Here is a 20,687-nt window from a genome sequence, read left to right on the forward strand (position 1 = left end):
GCCGCATCGACGAACTGCTTCCGCACAACTGGCACCCCGCGCGCTGAGCACGTCGCCGCTACCGCGGCGATCCTCGTCCGCCCGTCAACTATGGGACGGCCAGCCGCTTACGGTGTGCCCGAGGAGCGCCGATTCGAATGCCTCCCTGAATACCTGGATCTCTCGACCTTCCTCCCACCCCGAATCTCCCCGCGATAAAACCACGACGGGGCGTTGGCGTGCTGCGGTAGCGCGCGCGGCCGCCGCATTGGCCAGGTCGGCGTGTGCCGGATCCCAAACAAGCAGCGGCGCATTGCGAGCCATGCACCGCCCAGCGGCCATCGATGTTCAGGAACCGCGTGTAGTTGCCCGCGGCCCCGCCGTTCCTGTCAAGCTCCAAGGCAGCTGAACGGTGATCAGAAAGGGTGAGCAGAAGGTACTGGCGCGGAGGCATCGGATCGCATGGGCAAGACAGTGAAGACTCGATTGTCCACGCTCATTGGCCGCTACCCGCCCTTCTCAGTTCCGGCGGGCTCCCCCGTTCAAAGATTTCAAGAATCGACAGACCGCGACTCCACGGCCGCGCGTTTGCCTTCAAACCTGTCTACAAGCTGTGCAAATTGGCGATTGCGATATGGCCCTGTCGGCGGCCCTATGAATCCTTCTGCCTTCCGCCGCTGAGCAGACAGAACTGCGTTGAGCGCATCGGCCGCTGGCGACCCAGCTATGCAGCTGGCGAGGCAACCATTCGCAAATGCTTCCGACGCAGCAAGGATTTTGAATTGGACTCCCGGGCTATGGGCATCCTACAGTGCCTATGCCGGCATCCCTTATCCAACAAGCAGACAGGAGACAGTCACATGAAGCATTTCGCCCGCATGGCAACAGCCGTCGCGGCATTTTCTGTCGCGGTCGCCGCAATCGCAGAAACATACCCAAGCCGGCCCATAACGATCGTCGTTCCGTTCGCGGCAGGAAGTGCCACAGATGCGCTCACGCGCGTCATAGGTAAAAGATTGTCGGAACGTCTCAACCAACCCATCGTGGTGGAGAACCGCGCAGGAGCGAATGCTCAAGTTGGAGCTCAATACGTCGCTCAAGCGAAGCCTGACGGCTACACACTGCTCATGGCGACGAACACTTCACATGCAGCAAATTCAAGCTTGTACGCGAAGCTTCGATATGACCCGGTAAACGATTTCTCGCCAATCGCTCGAGTGGCCCAGTGCCCATTTGCGCTTGCAGTGAACCTGGATGTGCCGGCGAAGACGGTCAAGGAGTTCATCGAGTACGCGAAAGCGAACCCTGGTCGGCTTTCCTATGCGACGCCGAATAGCACATCCCAGGTGGCTTCGGAGACGTTTCGAACCATGGCGAACCTGAACATCACTGGCATACCATACAAGTCCAGTCCGCAGGCCATGATCGACCTGATGCGTGGAGACGTGCAGATGTACATTGCAGATGTATCCAGCGGCATGTCGATGTTCAAGGCTGGCAAGGTCCGCGTCCTCGGCATGACCACCTCTGAAGCATTTGCGCAGTTGCCAGGCGTTCCCCCGATCTCCGAGACTTTGCCAGGCTTTAACCTAACCTCTTGGCACGGGCTGCTTGGGCCGGCGAAGCTGCCCGCAGACGTGGTTAGGAAGCTTAGTGCGGAAGTCTCGAGCGTGTTGGCAGAAGCCGAAGTTCAAACTGCGATCGCCCAGATCAACTACAAGCCTTGGCCCACGCAATCTCCCGAGGAATTCGGCAACTTTATCCGTGAGCAAATCGTTTACTGGAACGGACTGGTGAAACGGGCCAACATCAAGCCGGAGGGCGAGCAGTGAGCAGCGAACGAACCGCGGGCCGCGGACCACTTGATGGAGTTCGCGTCTTGGACTTCACCTCTGTCGTCATGGGACCTTACGCAACACAGCTGCTCGCTTCCCTCGGTGCGATCGTTACGAAGGTCGAACCTCCTGGCGGTGACACCATGCGACACGTGGCCCCGATGCGCAACGCCGGGATGGGGCAGATCTTTCTTCAGGCGAATCAAGGTAAGCGGAGCATTGTTCTCGACCTTAAGCAGAAGGCGGCGCAGAGCGTAGCGCTGCGGCTGGCTTCTGAGACTGACATCCTGATAAGCAACGTCAGGCCGCTGGCGATGGCGCGACTCGGGCTGGACTACGAAACGGTGCGAGCGACCAATCCTCGTCTGATCTACATCAGCTGCGTAGGCTTCGGCCAAGATGGCCCGTACTCTGCACGTCCGGCGTACGACGACCTCATACAAAGCGCTGTTGGTATCCCTGGGCTTATGAAGCAATATGGCGCTGAAGCGCCATGCTACGTTCCCCTTACGATCTCCGATCGAGTTGCGGGTCTGCACGCGGTCTATGCAGCCACAGCCGCCCTTTATGAAAGAGAACGTGACGGCGGGATCGGGCAACAGATCACGGTGCCAATGTTCGAGGTCATGACACAGTTCGTCTTGGGCGACCATCTTGGTGGCCACACCTTTGTGCCATCCGAGGGAGATGTTGGCTACGCCCGTCTGTTGACGCCCAACCGTCGCCCCTATCAGACGAAGGATGGACTACTTGCCGTAATCATCTACAACGACAAGCAGTGGAGCAAGTTTTTCGAAGCTATTGGGCAACCAGGAAGAATCGAAAGCGACGCAAGATTTTCATCGCATCGCGCCCGTTCTGAAAACATCGACGAGGTCTACCTAGAGGTTTCCAGGCTGATGGCCACGCGCTCGACCGCCGAGTGGCAAAAGTTGCTGGACTTGGCAGACATCCCGAACATGCGCGTCAACACTCTGTACGATGTTCTTGAGGACCCTCACCACAAGGCGACCGGATTCATCAAGCAAGTGCGGCATCCCACTGAAGGCGACATCCGGGTGGTATCACCACCTGTCAAATGGAGCAAGAGTTCGGTTGCCGCTGAGGCCATCCCCGCGCCACGACTCGGCGAGCATTCGGTCGATATCCTTCGGGAAGTCGGCTACTCCGCCTTGGAGATCGCCACCATGCAAGAGCTAGGGGTGTGCTATGCCGCAAAGTAGGATTTGCCTTGTCGTTCGCCTCACGAGCGAGAGGGCGGTGGCCATCTACGAAACTGATGAACGAGTGGAATGAATATGCATCGATACATACAGCTGGACACAGTGCAGTGCGATACGGGAACCGTAGCAAGGGTGACCATATGTAATGCCGCAGAGCACAATTCGCTTCCGGCGGAGGGGCGGGCCGAGCTTGCCGATCTGTTCGGTGAGGTGTCGCGCCTGGCCAATCTGCGCTGCGTGGTGTTGACCGGCGACGGAAATAAGGCATTCATCGGTGGGTCCAACATCAACCAGATGGCCGCGTTCAAGACGCCCGCTGAAGCGCAAGCGGCAAGCTACAACACCCATTTGGCATGCGAGGCGATCAGGCGTTGTCCTGTCCCTGTTATTGCACGTATCGATGGCTACTGTCTCGGCGCTGGGATGATCATTGCAGCATCGTGTGATCTACGTATCGCGAGCGTGAAATCCAAGTTTGGGATGCCAGAAGTCAAGTATGGAATTCCGTCAGCGATGGAGACATGCCTCCTTCCACGGTTGGTCGGGTGGGGGAAAACGATGGAGATGATCTATACCGCGAACTTCATGGACCACGAGGATGCGCATCGGCTTGGCTTTGTGCAGCGCGTCGTGCCTGTGGAGAGCCTGGACGAATGCGTCGATCAATGGGTCCAGTCAATCTTGGCGGTGGCACCGAACGCAGTGCGGCTGCAGAAGAAACTGGTCCACGATTGGGAGCGTATGAGTCTCTCCGATTCCGTGCAGGCAGGCGTGCTGGCAATCGGAGCGGCTCACGAGTCAGGTGAGCCTAAGGAGCGAATTCGAGCCTATCTCGAAGAAAAAAAGCAACGCGTGCGGTTGCCCGTGGCCTTGGGTTAGCAATCTGGTCCACGCCTAATACCACCCTTCGCGCCAAGAGCCCAGTGAGGTCGGCAAGATGGATCGACTATCGTTGGCAACATGATCAAGACCCACCTGCTGAGATACTTCATCGTGCTGGCCGAAGAGATGCACTTCGGGCGGGCTGCAGCACGCCTCTCGATTTCTCAACCGCCTTTGAGTTCGGCGATCAAAGCGCTGGAAGAGGAGCTGCAAGTCCGGCTCATCGAGCGCGACAGCAAGCGATTTTTCTTGACCCCGGCGGGAGCGTCTTTTCTGAGCGATGCACGCGAGATTTTGGAAAGGGTGCACAAAGCCAAGCTCTCGACGCAGGCCGTCGCATCAGGCTCAAAGGGGAGCCTCGACATCGGGTTTACGGCATCAAGCATCTACCGCCTCATTCCTGAGATAGTCCGGAGCTTCAGCCAATTTGCGCCGCAGATCGAGGTAACGCTCAAAGAGGTCTCTTCGACCGATCAACTCCATCAGCTGCTAGCTGGGCAACTGGACCTCGGCGTGGTGAACGTTCCAACAGTACGATTGGATCTCGATTACTTGCCATTAATCAAGGACCAGATGATTATCTGTCTGCCTGCGGACCATCCCCAAGCTGGTCAGTCGGAGGTCGAACTCCCGCTCCTGCGGGAGGAGACCTTTATTATGCCGGCGCGAGACGTCTCGCCAACCCATTACGACAACGTGGTCTCGATCTTCAACGGCTGCGAGATTCATCCACGGGTTCGTCATGCAACCCGACAGTGGATGAGCACGATCGCATTAGTATCCAAAGGTATGGGCGTTGCCATAATGCCTTCCTCGCTTCGTCAGTCGGGCCTAGCCGGCACCAAATTCCTGCCGATCAAAGGTGTTGACGTCGATGCGCCGGCCGGTTTCGTCTGGAACAAGCAAGTGCGCAAGCCGGCGGTGACTATGTTCGTTGCTCACGCGAAGCTGATGCTGAGCCCGATCCAGACCAACTGAAAAACCAAGGTTGACGGATCTCCCTATTCGCGGTTCGAATGCTTTCGGCGAGCTGAGTCCTACTTTTCAAGGTCTCGCGCGGTTCAGCTTGCGAAGGCGACGGCGAGCCTGCCAACCATTCCGAGATCAAGTTTCCGTCGGCGCAGTGCGTCATGCAGTGTGTCGCCGGCAACCGCACCGGCCGTCGGCGAAGAATCATATGCGACCGTGAAATGTTTCTCGCCTCTACTGAGTCTGATGGACACGCGCACAGTAAGTCTCCACATCCGTGACCTTCGAATCGGCTCGACGATCTTCCGACCCATCCTCACCGAATCGCCTGTCGTAGGTCAGCCTTTGGACGAATGCGCCCTGCGAGCCCATGCTCACCGAGATGGCATGTCCTTCTTTGCATAGCCAACACTGACCCCGGCATCCTCGGGAATGGCAGGGATGGTCTGACTCCACTCAAGCCACTCCTCGCGCATGGCCGCGAGGCGCTCGGGGTGACGGTGCACCAGGTTCGCCCGTTCCCGTTCGTCTGCACTGAGATCGAAAAGGTATTCGAATTCGTCGACCTTGAGATACTTCCAGACACCCCTGCGGAGGGCACGTTGCTGACGGTGGTTCATCCGCCAGTACAAGGGTCGATCGAAGGTGTCCGATGGGGTGCGAAGTACCGATGCGAGCGAGACTCCATCCAAAGGAAAGTCGACGCTGGGCGAACCACCGCCGAGTTCCAGCATCGTCGCGGACCAATCCATCGTCATGCAGAGCTGCGAGCTCAATTGGCCGGGCGCGATCACCGATGGCCAATGGGCAATCCACGGAACGCGGATGCCGCCCTCCGTCAGGTCCATCTTCCCGCCTACGAGGGGCCAATTGTCCGAGAATCGCTCGCCGCCGTTGTCGCTGGTGAAGACGATCAACGTGTCGTCCAGCAAGCCCTCCCGCCGCAATGCATCGACTACCCAACCGATCCCTTCGTCCATGTGGTGAATCATCTTGCGATAGGTCTCAACGTTGCCGCCGTCCAGATGGAAGAGATTCTTTGCTACGTCCGAGGCGATTGCAGCGTCCTCACGCGTCTCCCAAGGCCAGTGCGGAGCGGTGTAGTGCAGACTCACGAAGAAAGGATGTCCGCTCCTGCTCGCCGCAGCGTTCTTTTCGACATAGTCGACGCAACGCCGTGAGATCAGATCGGTAAGATAACCCTCTTCCCGATGCTCCTCTTCGCCAAGGAAGAGATCGTGGTCTCCGCGACCGGAGCAATGCGAGAAGTAGTCGACGCCGCCGGCCATGATTCCGTAAAACTCGTCATAACCCGAGCGCAACGGACCAGATGCCGGCGGATAGCCGAGATGCCACTTGCCTATGAGCGCGGTCGCATAGCCAGCCTGTCGCAGGAGCCCAGGCAACGTGGGGACTTCGGGTGCCAGGCCGAGTGTGGTATTCCCCTTGCTTGCGGTGCTGATGGGTTCTTCCATGCCTCCGCGTGTTCGGTACTGGTATCGCATCGTCATCATGGCGAAGCGCGTGGGAGAACAAACTGGGGCGTTGGCGTAGCCCTGGGTGAAACGCAGACCCCCGTCTGCGAGTGCGTCCAAGTTTGGGGAAACCGCTCCGAAATCGGCTGGACGACCCCCGTAGCATCCGAGGTCTGCGTAACCCAGATCGTCGGCAACGATATAGATGATGTTTGGTTGCTTCACCATTCACTCCGCTTTCAGCTCCAGACGCCGAACGATCGGTTCCCAGCGGGTCATTGCCACGCGTAGCTCTCGCTGCGCCTGTGCTGAGGTCCCACCGACAGCCACTAAGTCGAAACTCTTTAGCCGCTCTTCCACTTTAGGGTCCTTCATGATCTCTTCAGCTGCTCTCTCGATCTGTTGAAGAATTCCCGCTGGGGTGCGGCTCGGGGCCTGCAACACGAGCCGAAAGGTCGCATCGAGCTGTGGCTGCTTCAGCGCGGACGCGAGAGTTGGTACCGTAGGTGCCAACGGAGACGGCGTTACAGACGATACAGCCAAGGCGCGTAGCTTGTCAGCATTGACGTGGGGGATCACGGTCGGGGCTGCAAGAAACCCGCAATCCACTTCGCCGGCAAGGACGGCTTGTGTCGCCGGTGCGGGACCGCGGTACGGAACATGCTGCATCTTGACTCTTGTGGCATCCAGGAACATCTCTGCGGCAAGGTGACCAGGCACGCCCGATCCACCCGATGCATATGTGAGTTGGGAGCTGCCTGCCTTCCCTACCAGCTCTTGCACTGTCCGCACACCGACCTTGGGGTGACAGACAAGCATCTGGCTGAAGCTCGCGAGAATCGACACGTTCACGAGATCACTTCGCACATCAAAGCCCGTGTTTCGGTAAACGTGCGGATTCACGGTCAGCACGGTATCTGGGCTGAGAACGAGCACGTGACCGTCCGCATCTGCCTTCGCGACAATGCCTGCGGCGAGGTTGTTGCCGGCCCCCGAGCGATTTTCGACGACCACAGGTTGCCCGGTTCGCTTGCTCAGCGCGTCGCCAAAGAGGCGCGCCGTAATGTCGGAAGGCGCTCCTGGAGGTGAGCCCACGACGATCCGGACCGGCTTTGACGGCCAGGCCCCTTGTGTCCAAGCGGGGTTCGGAAGAAAGCACGCCCCGCAGATCAGGGCCGCAGTGACGTGGCGTTGAGGTAGTAGGCGCATTTTTTGTCTCCGTCTAAGTCTATGAACTTCACTGGCGTGGCCATTTGGGGGGCGGCATCTCGCACTTCACGGTGTTCTGCTTCGAAGGAAGGCTCCCTCGTAGACGCGCCGGTGCAGGCAGCACCGACTGAATGGACGCGGCAGCAGCCAGGAGCTTCTTGTCGCTGCCCGGAAGACCGTCCAATGCTAGGCCGACCGGCAGTCCACTATCCAATCCCGCAGGAAGGGAGATCCCCGGCAGTCCCGCGATGCTTCCAGGTTCGGTCTGCCGGATGAAGGTGGGGAAAGTGGGAACTGCCCGACCATTGAGCATCATGGTGCGGTCCTCGCCGATCGACGAGGCTGTTCGCACTGTCGTGGGAAACACAAGCGCTTCGACGCCGTGCCTTTGGAATGCCACTTGATACAGCGCCCGGAGCTCCGCTCGATCCGCAAGCGCTTTGTGATAGTCGGATTCCGATATCTGCAGATGCGATTCCGCGAACGTGCCGACGATGTCACGAACGTCTGGGCTCAGTGTTGAAGCAATCACGTCCTCAAAGGTGACCCGTCGACCTGCGGTGGCGAGATACCTTCTCATGTCGCGCGCGAATTCATACCGAGTCACCGGCGCGCTCGCTTGCGCGGCCAGTTCCAGCAGTCCGGCGATGTTGATTTCGACCAGGATGGCACCGGCGCGCGCCAGCCCCTCCAGCGTGGCCTCGAGGATGTCGGCGACGCCCGAAGCGAGGTCCTGCCACAGCGCAAACCGAGGCACGCCAAGACGCAAGCCCTTGAGGTGCACCTGCGGCGGGGTCGCGAAGTCGCCCGACATAATTTGGTCTATCAGCACGCAATCTTGGACAGCGTGCGCAAGAGGTCCCACGGTGTCTCGGGTGGACGAGATCGGGACGATGCCGTCGCCGGGGATGCGTCCTACGGTCGGTCGAAATCCGGTGACGCCGCAAAGAGCGGCCGGCACCCGCACGGAGCCACCCGTATCGGTGCCGATTGAGGTCGGGACGAGCCCAGCAGCAACGGCAACGCCCGATCCGCCGCTGCTCCCACCAGGAATGCGCAGATGATCCCAGGGATTGCGAGTCGGCCCGGTCACGGAATTGTTGTTGCTGACCCCAAACGCAAGTTCGTGCATGTTCAGCTTTCCCGCGATCACAGCCCCTGCTGCGCGCAGACGTTGCACAACCGGAGCGTCTTGGCTGGGGTAGGACGTCGAAAGTGATCGGGTCCCGGCAGCGCAAGGGTATCCCACGACATCGATGTTGTCCTTCAAACCAATGGGAATGCCCAGCAGAGGCAAGCGCTCGCCCTTGCGCAGACGGTCGTCTGCACGAGCGGCCTCTGCACGGAGGACGTCTGGAAGAAAGGAAGCGAAGGCGTTCAGGTTCGCGGCGGCAAACGTTCGGGCTATACATTCCTCTGCCAATTCCGAACTGCTCACCTCGCCGGCATCGAGCAACTCGCGCAGCCGACGCAGCGTAAGGTCCAAGTTGTTCAAATGCATGAAACAACGCCTCCAGTCTGGCATGCCGATGTCGCGCCGAGTGCCAAGGAGCGGCTTGGCCCAGCTTGCGCCGCGCCGCGCCCTAACCATGAAAGATTTTCGGGCCCGAGCGCCTGGACCGACGGCACTCCGAGATTCGCCATAGTGACCCGCACCTCCTCCTGTAGAAGCGACAGGGCACGCATGACGCCTTCCTCTCCCGCCGCAGCCAGGCCATAAAGTAGCGCTCGCCCAAGCATGACGCCGCCAGCGCCGGCGGCGACGGCCTTGACAATATCGCTGCCTCGACGAACTCCACCATCCAACATGAGGCGCGGCTTCCAGTCCTTTGGCATTGCGTGCAGAGCTTCGATTGGCGCGATCGCATCGTCAAGCTGACGGGCGCCGTGATTTGAAAGCACGACGCCGTTCACACCAAGATCGAAGCATCGCTGCACGTCGACGACATGCAAGACGCCTTTCACCACCAAGTCATGGGGCCAGAGGTCGCGCAGCCAGGCAAGGGAATTCCAGTCGAAGGAGGCATCCATTCGCCTCCGAAGTAGCGCTCCCTGCTTCTCAACGGAACCGGCGACAGAATCGACGAAGTTTGCCAGTTGCGGTGTGCCTCCCCGCAACAGGCCCAGGCTCCATCGAGGATGAAGCAGGCCGTCGACGAGCGTTCCCGGCGAGTATCGGATCGGCAGCCCGAAGCCATTGCGTAGATCTCGTTCCCGCTTGCCGTTGACCGGGACGTCCACCGTTAGCACCAGTTTGCGGTAGCCAGCAGCAAGCACTCGGCGGACAAGCTGGGCGCTCGATTCACGCGTCAGTACGTACAGCTGAAACCATAGGTCGCCCCCTGCCTGCTCCGCCACAGCCTCGATTGTCTGGTTGGACGCCGAAGACAGAACGAACGGGATCCCCACGGAGCTCGCGCACCGCGCGAGAACGACGTCCCCCAGCGGCCACAGCAGGCCATTCAAACCCGTGGGTGCGACTACCGCCGGCAAGGAGGCCTTGCTCCCCAGGATACAAGTACCAGGGTCCACTCGCGACACGTCCACGAGGCGACGGGGGTGAAAGCCGATCCGAGACCAGGCGGCACGGTTACGCGCCAGTCCGCGTTCGTCCTCCGCGCCACCGTCTAGGTAATCGAACACCATCTGTGGCAATCGTCGTCGTGCCGCTTGGCGAAGCTCAGCAATCGAGTGCATCTTGTCGAGGTTCATCAAGAAGCTCGCACGGAGAACTCGAAAAGATCCTTGCGTCCATAGTGGCCTGCCACATCGCATGCCACCTTCGCTGCGCGAAGCAACTCGGGGTCACATTCCGCAGTCAGGATCGTCTCCCCCACCCCGGGGCCGACGATGACCTCTCCGCGCGGGTCAATGATGTAGCTGTCCCCCGTCGTATCGCGAATTTGGAGGTCGACGAACTCCTCAGGCACGTCCTGTTTAGTGCGAAGGCCACCGACACACACGACGTAGCTCGCGGCCTGCGAGGCAAAGGCGCGGGAAAGTAGCAACTGGCGCGAGTAGAGCGCCTCAGGTGCGGCGGGCGCCGTCGCCTGCTCTCGTCCGGGCCAGAGGGCGAAGTGCACCTGCGTCCCCTGTGCCATCAGCGCGTAGCCGGGCAAGACGCTGTTGTGCTCCCAACAGTTCAACGCGCTGATGCGCCCGTAGGATCGCTCGTGCACAACGAGACCGCGTGCATCCCCGTCGGCCCAGATCGCGCGTTCCACCAGCGTCGGGCGAGTCTTGCGATGGCGCCCGAGAATCTTCCCTTCGCGACCGATGAAAAGGATGGTGCAGTATGCCGATCCTTGCGTGGTCGAATCGCGCTCCACGACGCCGATCACGACGTCGATGCCTGCATCACGGGCAGCCGCACACAACGCATCCGTTTCCGGACCTGGTACTTCGATCGTGGCTTCGAGGTATCGTGCCGCGGCGCGCCACCATTGCCGGTCGAGTGCGGAAAATAGAAAGAACGGAAAGCCGGGCAGCCACGCTTCGGAGAATGCGGCCACGACGGCACCAGTTTGCGCAGCGCTCTTGATCAGCGCGCACGCCTTATCCAAAGACGCTTGAACGTCCATGTAGCAAGGCGCCGCCTGGATGGCCGCGACACGAAAGGAAGTAGAGGGGGCCATCGGTTCGCTTCAGTCGGCCTTGAGGGAAATCGTGCGACCGAACTGCACGAGCGTGGCTTGCTCGGACACGAGCAGTGCCTTGCTCTCCGCAATGGACATCGGCTTCGGTTCGAGCGACACGCCGGCAAGCTTTTCCTGCACGCTGGGCGAGGCAAGTGCCTTGTTCAGCTCTGCATTCAGGCGCTGCACAATGTCCGGCGGCGTGCCGGTCTTCGTTGTCAACATTTCAAAGGCTCGCACTACGAAGCCAGGGTAGCCCTGTTCCACCATCGTCGGCACATCAGGGAGCGCGGGTAGCCGGCGTGGGCCGCTCGTCGCGAGCGCGCGCAGCTTTCCTCCTGCGATTTGCGGGACCGCGGCCGATGCCGTGAGGAACATGAAGTCGACCCGGCCGGCCATGACGTCCGACAACGCCATGCCAATCTGGTTGTACGGTACGTGCATAGCTTGCGAGTTCAAGTGCCGAGAGAGCATCTCGCCCGCCAGATGAGCCGGGGTTCCGTTGCCAGCCGAGGAAAAACTGATTTGACCGGGGCTGTTCTTCACAGCGGCCGCCAGGTCTTTCGCGTTCTTATACGGCTTCGACGGGGACGTGACGAGGACGTTGTAGCTGAACACGACCGTTCCAACGGGTGTGAGGCTACTCTGCAGATCCACCTTTATGGCGGGGTAGAGCAATGGCATGAGCAAAGCGCCAGGGGCGCCGAGCATGAAGAGCGTGTAGCCATCCGCGGGCTGTCGCAACAATTCGCTCAGCCCGACAGTGCCGCCCGCCCCTGGCCGGTTGTCGACGACGATCGGCTGGCCGAGGGCAGTAGCCATGCTTTCCGCAATCAATCGTCCGGCGACGTCTCCCGGAGTGCCGGGCGCCCACGCCACGATCATGCGAATGGGCCGAGACGGGAACGTCTCGGCAGGTGCCGAGGTCGCTGCAAAGACCATGGCAGACAGAGCGAAGAAGCCGACAAGTCTGCGGCGCCATGAGAACGTGATCATCGTTTCCTCCGAGGTTTGTGAACGAGTCCATTATTCGGAGACGCGGGCGCTCGCAACAAATCAGGAAGTTGCAGTTGCCCATACCGCCGCTGGTATGAACCGCAGTGGTGCCTCAGATGGCTACGAGATCGTGCGGGGAACGCACCAAAGTCAGGCACGCAAGGTGCCCGAAGTTGGCCGAGATTGGTTGAGTTACGGAACTCAGCGACTACACAAGCCTTGCAAACTCCATGTGTGGTCTGCGCTTGCGCGATGACACTGCCGTGAGACGTGCCTCGGCACTCCGTAAAGCATGCCGCAGTGCTTTGCCCGTTCCAGCGCCAACAGGAAAAAGTCGGCTTCAACGTCTCTTGCATACTTGTCCGCCCTGTTTATGGATCGCAAGTACCGGTTGCGTCGCGAGAAGCACCTCTGACGCTGCGACTCAGGTTGAGCCCTCTGCTCAGCGCGATCATGAGCCGCAGGTGTCGCAGCGATAGGCTGCGATGCAGTGGGCCCGACGGCATGGTCACGGCTGCTGGAGACGAGGCCTAGTGGCTTGGGGTTCGACGCATCAATCGGCCTTGAAGCCCGACTTGGCCACGATGGGCGCCCACCTCAGCGAGTCATCCTTCATGGTCTGGACCAGGTCCTTAGGCGATCCTCCGCCCACTTCCAATCCCAGCGCCAGAAAGCGCTCTTTGATCTCGGGTAGCCCCAAGACCTTGTTGAGGGCCTTGTTGAAGGTCTCGACCTGCTCAGCGCTGGTCTTCGGCGGCGCGTACATCGCCATCCAACTCAGCCCGACGACCTGGGGATAGCCCTGTTCTTTGAACGTCGGCACGTCGGGCATCACAGGACTGCGGGTGGCGCCCGAAGTGGCGAGCACCCGTACCTTGCCGGCTTTGGCATTCTGAAGCCACTCGAAGACGACATCGATGCCGGCCGGAACATGATTGCCCAACACCGCCGACTGGAGTGCAGCACCGCCGTTGAATGGCGCATGCACCATCTGGACTCCAAGGGCGTCTCCGATCATCACGCCAAAGAAATGCGGCAGGCTGCCGGCGGCTGGCGAGCCGAAGCTGGCCTGCTGCGGATTGGCTTTCAGCCACGCCGCGTATTCCTTGAGGTTTTTCACCGGCGAGTCGCCCGGCACCGCGAGCGCAAACCCGAAGTCGCAGATTCGCCCGACGGGGGTGAAATCCGTATTCGGGTCGTAGTTCAGCTTGTTGAACACCAGAGGCGCGAGCACCGGCACAACAATCGGCGCGATCATCAATGTATTGCCGTCGGGAGGCGCATTCTTCAGCAGCTCGGCGGCAAGACGGCCGCCAGCGCCGGGCCGGTTTTCAACGATGACGGTGCGCTTGAGCTCTTCGCGCATCTTCTCGGCGATGATGCGCGACACGACATCGACGGCCACGCCCGCCGGAAACCCGACAAGAATTCGCAGCGGCCGATCACTTTGCGCGTGGGCCATGAAGGGATGAAGCAGACCGGCGAGGGCGACGCTTGAGGCGCCCTTCAAGAGTTGTCGTCTGTGGGTCACTGTCGATGTCTCCTACTGTTGGAATGACTAAGGAACCGAGGGGTCGGCGGGCGCCACGATCGGAAAAACGCTCGGGAAGGTATCCAGCGCATCGACGATGCCAAGGAAGGAACCTTGCCCCCTGGTGATGCGAATGCCTCCGGACTCGACCGCTGAACGGAAACTGGCGCGGCCCATGGAGATCTCGTCGAGGACCCCGCGGGTGAGCGTCAGATCAATCTCGGCGTCAGGGTTCGCGGCGCCTGGGTGAGCGCTCAGGGTTCGATTTGACAGTTCGACGACCCAGTTCACTGCGAGGTCCGTGAATCGCCAGTTCGCAAGCAGCGCTTCGTCTCCCACTTTGCTCGAATCCAGCCTCACTCCGAGATAGTCGAAATACAACTCGAGCGGCATAGCGCGGACAATGTCGGGTCGCCCACCCGGGCCCGCAGGCAGCTTGGGCATTCCCAGCCGCAGCTCTCTCGCCCCCTGGAGGTAGGAATTGCGCACTGTTGGGCTTTCTGCCTGGTAGCCCAGTTGCTCGAGAGCGTCTGCGCCAAGAACCCGCGCAGCGGCGTTGCCGGGGTCAAATAGAAGAACTTGATGGGCCACCTTGGCGATCCAACGATATTCCTCACGCGCAAAGTCCGACCGGGCCCTCGCCAGCACCGCGTCAACGCCACCCATGTAGTCGACGGCCTTGCGGGCCTCCTCGACGGGAGGCAGCGGGTCGAGGTGAACAGGATTTCCGTCGTACCAGCCGACGTAACGCTGGTAGATGGCCTTCACATTGTGTTTGACGCTGCCGTAGAAGTCGTGGGTGGACCAATCAGCCCGTAGCGTAGCGGGGAGCACGATGCGCTGCGCGATGTCGTCAGGCCCCAGCCCGTGGTTCATCAGCCGCAGAGTCTGGTCGTGCACGAACTTGTACATATCGCGCTGATGCCCGAGGAATCTCGAGACGTTCTTGCGACCCCGGACGGGCCAGTGGTGCTGCATGATCACAACTTCTGCAACCCCGCCGTAGTCACGAAGCGCCTGACCGATGTGCCGGGACCAGTTCCGTGCGTCGCGCACCATCGCTCCGCGAACGGGCAAGAGGTTGTGCATATGCCGGCTAGCCACCTCGGCCGTGTTGAGGACGGCGAACTGGGGGTAGAACATGATCATCTCGGAGGGCGCCTCCGAATCCGGCACGAGTTGGAAGACCATGTCGATTCCGTCGATTCGGTGCTTCTCCTGCTCACGCTCGATTGAGCGCGTCGGCGCGATCAGGGTAACGGTGCCCCTGGAAATTGACTTTCCGAGGCCCGCATCGACATGTTCCCGCTCGCTCCTCGGCAGCAGGCCGCCAAACTGGTAGTGTCCACGCCGTAGCATCACCGGGCCCGCCATGACGTTCTCGGAAAGTGCAGCCGCCATGAAGCCGGCCGGCGCGATCACCTGGACCTTGCCTGCAAGCACGTCCGCTTCGTCGACCACGCCGCGCACACCGCCAAAGCGGTCCGCGTGACTGTGTGTGTAAACGACGGCAACGACCGGTCTGTCTGGACGATGGCGCCGGTAAAGGTCCATGGCAGCACGGGCGGTTTCAACCGAGAGCAAGGGATCGATGACGATGAGCCCAGTGTCACCTTCCAAAATGGTCATGTTCGAAATGTCCAGGCCCCGGACCTGGTACACGCGGTCAGATACTTTGAAGAGGCCATTGCGCAAGTTCAGGCGTGCGTGCTGCCAGAGGCCGGGATGTACCGAGTTGGGAACGTCGGCGGCGGCAAGGAATTCGTACCCTCCGAGCGACCAGATCGGCTGTTGGGCCGCGTTCAAAATGGGCGCGACGCCAAACTCTGCGACCAGCCCCCACTCGGCGTCCGCGATCGCCTCTTCGGACAGAGGAGGCAGTTCTGAAGCCGCTCCGCGTTGAATTGCTCGAGTTACCTCGGTGGCCGGTTGAGGTAGCCGCGAAGGGTCCGGGCCTTGCGCAGTCGCGGGGGTCGTCGATGTCAGCGCCATGATTGCCATCCCGAATGTCGCAATTCCGAAGCGAAAGAGTGCCTTTCGAGCTGTCTCGTGGTTTCGGGTGCGCATGCTGCCCTATGACCAGTGCATGAACTTCGTTTCAAGATAGCTCTCCATTCCTTCAATTCCGGATTCCTTCCCAAACCCGCTGTCCTTCACGCCGCCGAAGGGTGCCTCCGGCACGGATACTCCGATGCCATTGACGGCGAGACTGCCTACCTCCAGTCGTTCGGATACGGCGCGAATCGCGCGCGCCGAATCGGTGAAAAGGTAGCCCGCCAATCCGTAGGGGTTGGCGTTCGCACGCGTGATCGCCTCGTCAAGTGAGTCGAACGGGGCGATCAGGGCCAGTGGTCCGAACGGCTCTTCGAGCAAGGCCGGGGCGTCTGTGGGCAGGTCCGAGATAACCGTGGGTGCCATGAAGAAGCCGACGTCCGGGGCTCGTCCCACAGATAGGCGAGTAGCCGGCGTCATCGACCGTTCGACCAGATCCCGCACCGCACTCAGGCGGCGCCCACTGGCCAGTGGGCCCATGCCTACGTCGGGTTCCAATCCGCAACCGACCCGAATCGAGCTGGCAAATGCTTCGAAGGCTTCAACGAAATCACGGTACAGCGGGCGTGCGACAAAGAAGCGGGTGGGAGCCAGACAAGCTTGCCCCGCATTGCGAAACTTGTGTGCGGCCAGGAGCGGGACGGCCGTTTGTAGATCTGCGTCCTCGCACAAAAGAACTGGCGCGTGACCGCCCAGTTCTAGCGTGATCGGCTTGAGGTACCGCCCCGCGAGTTGCGCCAGCGCGCGCCCAACCGCCACTGAGCCCGTGAAGGTGACCTTGCGAATTACCGGCGACGCGATGAGCGTGGCTGACACCTGGGCCGGGTCTCCGTAGACCAACTGGACGGCGCCCGGGGGAAGCTCCTGCGCCAGGCAGTCGACCATCGCCGCGACGCTTGCCGGCGTCTCCTCCGCCCCCTTTAGGATGATTGAGCATCCTGCGGCGAGCGCGCCACCCAGCTTTCGGGCAGATAGGACGAGCGGGAAATTCCAGGGTGTGAACGCGGCCACTGGCCCCACAGGCCCCTTGAGCACATCCATGCGGCTCCCGCGGGTGCGCGCCGGAACGATACGTCCATAGGTTCGCCTCGCCTCCTCCGCATACCACTTGATAAGGTCGGCGGCCATGTGGCACTCGGCCCTCGCTTCGGCCAGCGGCTTGCCCTGCTCGAGCGTCAGCAGATGGGCGATCACGTCAGCCTGCTCGCGCATCCGTGCCACTGCAGCCTCCATTCGACTACAACGATCATGAGCCGGGACCCATCTCCAACGCTCGAATCCGGCTTCCGCCGCCCGCAATGCGTCGTCGAGGTCCTCGGCGCTGGCGAGGGCGAGTTCATCGAGAGGTTGTTCGTCAGCGGGATTGACCACCGCGACCACCTCTCCTGACCTGCCCTTTCGCCACTGTCCGTCGATCAACAGACCTGGCGCCCGATAGGCAGTGACATGCTGGCGAGGGCTCATATGTGTCGTCCCCCGTCCACGTCGAGGCAAACGCCCGTGAGGTAATCGGCCTCGTCGGAGGCCAGGAAGGCGACGGCCGATGCAACGTCCTGCGGTCGAGTAAAGCGGCCGAGGGGGATTCGCGCAAGAAAGCGTTGGCGGTTCTCCGGCGTGTCCGGCATTCCCATGAAGTCAGCCAGCATCGCAGTCTCGCCGATCATCGGATTCACCGCGTTTACGCGCACCCCATGGCGGGCAAACTCCAGCGCCAAGCCCTTGGTCATGTTGAGCATGGCCGCCTTGCTCGCGCTGTACCAAGTCAGACCAGGTCCCGGCCGGTGGCCCGTGGCAGACGCGACGTTCACGATGCAACCGCTGCCTTGCTCGACAAACCCGGGCATGGCGGCGTGCACCGACCAGTAAACGCTCTTCAGATTCACACGGAACACCCGGTCGAAGTCTTGCTCGCTCACTTCCAAGGCGGGCTGGTTTCGGTGGGTCGTGCCTGCGTTATTGACAACGATGTGAAGACCACCCCACTCACGCTTGGCAGCGTCGACCGCAGCCTGAAAGTCAGCTTGCTTCGAGACATCGCATTTCATGGCCATGGCCCGTAACCCCGTTGACGTGAGTTCATCCGCGACTGATTGAGCGCCTTCGACATTGATGTCAGCCAGCAGCACAGCCACGCCGCGCTGACAGAGAGTGCGTCCGATCTGCGCTCCGAAGCCGGATGCGCCGCCGGTCACGATGGCCACTTTGTTGTCCTGCACCATGGAACTCCTCATCCTGGCGCTCCGCCGCCGCCCGGATGGGCTCGCGAGGCGGAACGCATGTCATGCTAAGTTCCGCCTGTGCACCGCCGCGAGCGCTTAATCACGGGGGTGATCGGCTCCGGCGTTCTCCGGGAAAACCCGCAAAGACTGCAACCGTCCATGAAGCTTCAGACCCTCCAAGCCCTCATCGCGGTTGAAAACCTGGGCAGCATTCGGGCAGCGGCGACCCATCTTCATGTGTCCCAGTCGTCGCTGACGGCGGCGATTCAAGCGCTAGAGGAAGAGCTCGGGGCCCCGCTTCTGGCACGTTCCCAGCAGGGGGTGTCCCTCACAAACTTCGGGCAGGCCTTCATGCGGCATGCTCGGGTGATCGTCGCCGAAAGCCAACGTGCCCAAGAAGAGATTGCTCAGATGCGTGGCCGTTGGGAAGGGAGCGTTCGTTTCTCGACATCGCCCGCTGTTGCGCTCGACGTGCTTCCGCGTGCCCTGCGCTTCTTCACTCAAAAGTACCCGGATGTGAGAATCGAATGCCGCGACGGGCTCTATCCGGGCGTCAGTCCTGCCCTAAGAGACGGCTCGCTCGACTTTGCGATAAGCCCGGTGCATCGGCGCGAAATCGATTCAGCGCTGGTCGCCGAACCTCTGTTCGTCAGTGACATCGTGGTCGTCTCGGATCGTTCACACCCCCTGTCGCGCGCGAAGTCGCTTTCGGAATTGGTCGACTGCGGGTGGGTGATGTCCAGCGCCTCACGGGGACCCGGCGCAGTCATCGAGGAGGCATTCGCAGACTGCGGGCTTCCGCCGCCCCGGGTGGGAATGGTGTGCGAGTCGTTCCTTGGCCTTCCAGGCATACTCGCGGGCTCGTCGTGGATGGCAACCATGCCGCGAGTATTGTTCGAGAAGAATCCCTATGCAGCCTCACTGTGCATCGTCGATGTGTCGGAGCGCATCCCCACCCCGACAGTCAGCGTGCTGCGGCGACAAGATCTGCCTCTTACGCCGGCGGCGCAGCACCTGGTCCGGTGGATCCAGCACTGCGCTGTAAGGTCTGACTGAGCTGGCCAAGGCGCTTGGTGCGCTCGCGCGCGAGCACGATGTTCTGCCGATAGCCGCCGACGCCGGGCATTCGCCGGACCAGTTCCCCGTGCAACCGCCACTCCCGACGAAAGTCCCCTTCGTTGGTGGTGTCGGACGCCACTTGAAAGTCGGCATCCCGAACTGCGTCTGAAGACAGGGGGATCGCGTCGCTGCCACCCGGTCAAGGTCGACCTGCCGGATTCGGAAGCCGGCGCAGGCCTCCCCTCGCGCGCCTATGTCTGCGAGACTACGGTGCCCAGTTCCGCCTGGCATTTCCGACTAGCGGAAATGGCGCGGCGCAGACCCAGCTGCGCGAGTAGCGTCTGGGCCGGGTCTGTTGGTGCTACCTCGCTTTCCGCTCTGGCGCGGACTGTGCTGCAGCGCTGTGCTGGGGGATGCCAGCTATGTTGCGCTCGAATCCCTTCGTTTTGCCCATCCACCATGCCACAGCCCCTCCAACGAACCCTTTCGCTGCGCCACCTGCGGCTGGTAAGCACGCTTGGCAAGGAACTGAACCTGAGTCGCACGGCGGAGGCGCTTTTTACGACGCAACCGGCGCTCTCCCGCTCGCTCGCCGAGTTGGAGGATCTGGTTGGCGCGCGCCTGTTCAACAGGACGACGAAGCATGTGGCCGCTACCGCGGCGGGGCTTGTCCTCATCCAGCATGCCAACCGCGTCCTGGCCGAATTGGAGAACCTTGATCAGGAACTCGCCGGGCTCCGTCACGGTGTGCGTGGCGCGTTGACGGTAGGCGTCGTCCCCGCTATCTCGACCTCCCTGTTGGCAGCCGCGGTTGCGCGGGTCCGTGCGATGCTGCCTGACGTTGCGATCACCGTGCATACCTTCCGGATCGGCGAGTTGTACGAGGCCCTCTTGGGCGGGCGAGTGGACCTGATGCTCGCACCCGCTGAACTCACCGTCGATCTCAAGCTGGTGGACGTGGAGGAGGTCTACTTTGAGACCACAGTGGTCCTGGCGGCCGCCGACCACCCGCTCGCCGGTGCCGGGGAGGTGAGCGAAGCGGAGCTGGCCCGATATCCATGGGTGTTGCCGCCCCATGGGCTCCCAGTGCGTCCACGGGTCAACAACATGCTGGCCCTGCACCGGACGGCAGACGCCGGCCATGTGCCTGACGTGGAAACGGACTCCTTCCTCTTTGCCGTGGAGCTCGTCAAGCAATGCGGAATGCTATGCGGTGTGCCGGCGAGAGTCGCAGGGCAACTGGCCAGGCTAGGAGGCGTGGTGGAACTTCAGTCCGGCCGCGTTCTGGTCTCGGGCCCGATGTGTGCTCTGAGACTGCGCGCGGCTCCGGACAACGGCGCCTCCGCCGCGTTGGTGCGTTCCCTGCACGATATTGCATCCCCCTGACGGGCATCGGCTCGGCAGCTGAAGGCGGCGGCGAGGCTATCCGCACCGGCAATCGCGCGGCGGAGCGACCTGGGGTCGGTGATGTCCCACGCCAACGGCTTCACCCCGGCCGAGGTGGGCAGCATGTCGGGCAAACGCGCGATCGCCACGACTTCGCACCCGCGCGACATCAGCTCATCGAGGATCTTGGAACCCACCCGTGCCCGGTGACGCCGATCATGCGACTTTCATGTGCTC

General features: G+C 61.5%; 17 protein-coding genes. 6 read left to right on the forward strand and 11 right to left on the reverse strand.

All coding sequences use genetic code 11. The features are described from left to right. The first annotated feature begins 839 nt into the window (after nt 1–839). The 4 genes from QTI17_RS32745 to QTI17_RS32760 all read left to right on the forward strand — a co-directional run bounded on the left by QTI17_RS32745 (nt 840) and on the right by QTI17_RS32760 (nt 4,897). Nucleotides 840–1,811 carry a Bug family tripartite tricarboxylate transporter substrate binding protein gene (locus tag QTI17_RS32745; RefSeq protein ID WP_286538164.1) on the forward strand — a complete coding sequence of 324 codons (972 nt, stop codon included), beginning with the start codon at nt 840–842 and terminating at the stop codon, nt 1,809–1,811. Next, the gene (locus QTI17_RS32750) at nt 1,808–3,037 is read left to right on the forward strand and encodes a CaiB/BaiF CoA transferase family protein (RefSeq protein ID WP_286538165.1); all 1,230 of its coding nucleotides are present in this window, start codon (nt 1,808–1,810) and stop codon (nt 3,035–3,037) included. Before QTI17_RS32745 ends, QTI17_RS32750 begins: the two co-directional genes overlap by 4 nt. A 69-nt stretch (nt 3,038–3,106) precedes the next feature. Further along, entirely contained in the window at nt 3,107–3,916 is an 810-nt protein-coding gene (locus QTI17_RS32755) for an enoyl-CoA hydratase-related protein (protein ID WP_286538167.1), read from the forward strand. 81 nt (nt 3,917–3,997) lie between these two features. Then, a complete protein-coding gene (locus tag QTI17_RS32760; RefSeq protein WP_286538168.1) occupies nt 3,998–4,897 on the forward strand; it encodes a LysR family transcriptional regulator in 900 nt (299 codons plus the stop codon). Between the two features lie 365 nt (nt 4,898–5,262). Here the strand turns inward: QTI17_RS32760 and QTI17_RS32765 are convergent, their stop codons facing one another. From QTI17_RS32765 to QTI17_RS32810, 10 genes are all read right to left on the reverse strand, one after another. After that, nucleotides 5,263–6,591, reverse strand: a complete 1,329-nt coding sequence (locus QTI17_RS32765) for a sulfatase family protein (protein WP_286538170.1) — start codon at nt 6,589–6,591, stop codon at nt 5,263–5,265. Continuing rightward, complete coding sequence (locus QTI17_RS32770; RefSeq protein ID WP_286538171.1) at nt 6,592–7,572, reverse strand: Bug family tripartite tricarboxylate transporter substrate binding protein; 981 nt, start codon at nt 7,570–7,572, stop codon at nt 6,592–6,594. 28 nt (nt 7,573–7,600) lie between these two features. Continuing rightward, entirely contained in the window at nt 7,601–9,073 is a 1,473-nt protein-coding gene (iaaH, locus tag QTI17_RS32775; protein WP_286538173.1) for an indoleacetamide hydrolase, read from the reverse strand. Continuing rightward, entirely contained in the window at nt 9,064–10,284 is a 1,221-nt protein-coding gene (locus tag QTI17_RS32780; RefSeq protein WP_286538175.1) for an alpha-hydroxy-acid oxidizing protein, read from the reverse strand. The genes iaaH and QTI17_RS32780 overlap by 10 nt, the downstream gene beginning before the upstream one ends. Further along, nucleotides 10,284–11,207 (reverse strand): carbon-nitrogen hydrolase family protein, encoded by a 924-nt coding sequence (locus QTI17_RS32785; protein ID WP_286538177.1) that lies wholly within the window; start codon nt 11,205–11,207, stop codon nt 10,284–10,286. Before QTI17_RS32785 ends, QTI17_RS32780 begins: the two co-directional genes overlap by 1 nt. 9 nt (nt 11,208–11,216) lie before the next feature. Further along, nucleotides 11,217–12,203: a Bug family tripartite tricarboxylate transporter substrate binding protein gene (locus QTI17_RS32790; RefSeq protein ID WP_286538179.1), complete on the reverse strand. Its 987-nt coding sequence runs from the start codon at nt 12,201–12,203 to the stop codon at nt 11,217–11,219. A gap of 553 nt (nt 12,204–12,756) precedes the next feature. Continuing rightward, the gene (locus QTI17_RS32795; RefSeq protein WP_286538180.1) at nt 12,757–13,713 is read right to left on the reverse strand and encodes a Bug family tripartite tricarboxylate transporter substrate binding protein; all 957 of its coding nucleotides are present in this window, start codon (nt 13,711–13,713) and stop codon (nt 12,757–12,759) included. 48 nt (nt 13,714–13,761) lie between these two features. Then, nucleotides 13,762–15,726 carry an alkyl/aryl-sulfatase gene (locus tag QTI17_RS32800; protein WP_286538181.1) on the reverse strand — a complete coding sequence of 655 codons (1,965 nt, stop codon included), beginning with the start codon at nt 15,724–15,726 and terminating at the stop codon, nt 13,762–13,764. An 81-nt stretch (nt 15,727–15,807) separates the two neighbouring features. Further along, the gene (locus QTI17_RS32805) at nt 15,808–17,250 is read right to left on the reverse strand and encodes an NAD-dependent succinate-semialdehyde dehydrogenase (protein ID WP_286538182.1); all 1,443 of its coding nucleotides are present in this window, start codon (nt 17,248–17,250) and stop codon (nt 15,808–15,810) included. Then, nucleotides 17,247–18,005 (reverse strand): SDR family oxidoreductase, encoded by a 759-nt coding sequence (locus tag QTI17_RS32810; RefSeq protein WP_286538183.1) that lies wholly within the window; start codon nt 18,003–18,005, stop codon nt 17,247–17,249. Before QTI17_RS32810 ends, QTI17_RS32805 begins: the two co-directional genes overlap by 4 nt. Before the next feature lie 159 nt (nt 18,006–18,164). Here QTI17_RS32810 and QTI17_RS32815 point away from each other — a divergent pair, with 159 nt between their 5' ends. Together QTI17_RS32815 and QTI17_RS32820 are read left to right on the forward strand one after the other, a co-directional pair. Next, nucleotides 18,165–19,061 (forward strand): LysR substrate-binding domain-containing protein, encoded by an 897-nt coding sequence (locus QTI17_RS32815; protein WP_286538184.1) that lies wholly within the window; start codon nt 18,165–18,167, stop codon nt 19,059–19,061. A gap of 462 nt (nt 19,062–19,523) precedes the next feature. Beyond that, complete coding sequence (locus tag QTI17_RS32820; protein ID WP_286538186.1) at nt 19,524–20,450, forward strand: LysR family transcriptional regulator; 927 nt, start codon at nt 19,524–19,526, stop codon at nt 20,448–20,450. Here QTI17_RS32820 and QTI17_RS35175 read toward each other — a convergent pair. After that, nucleotides 20,333–20,620, reverse strand: a complete 288-nt coding sequence (locus QTI17_RS35175; RefSeq protein ID WP_353506752.1) for a hypothetical protein — start codon at nt 20,618–20,620, stop codon at nt 20,333–20,335. The two genes, QTI17_RS32820 and QTI17_RS35175, sit on opposite strands and share 118 nt — an antisense overlap. Nucleotides 20,621–20,687 lie beyond the last annotated feature (67 nt).

The sequence above is a fragment of the Variovorax sp. J31P179 genome, from assembly GCF_030316985.1.
Classification (GTDB): domain Bacteria; phylum Pseudomonadota; class Gammaproteobacteria; order Burkholderiales; family Burkholderiaceae_C; genus Variovorax; species Variovorax ginsengisoli_B.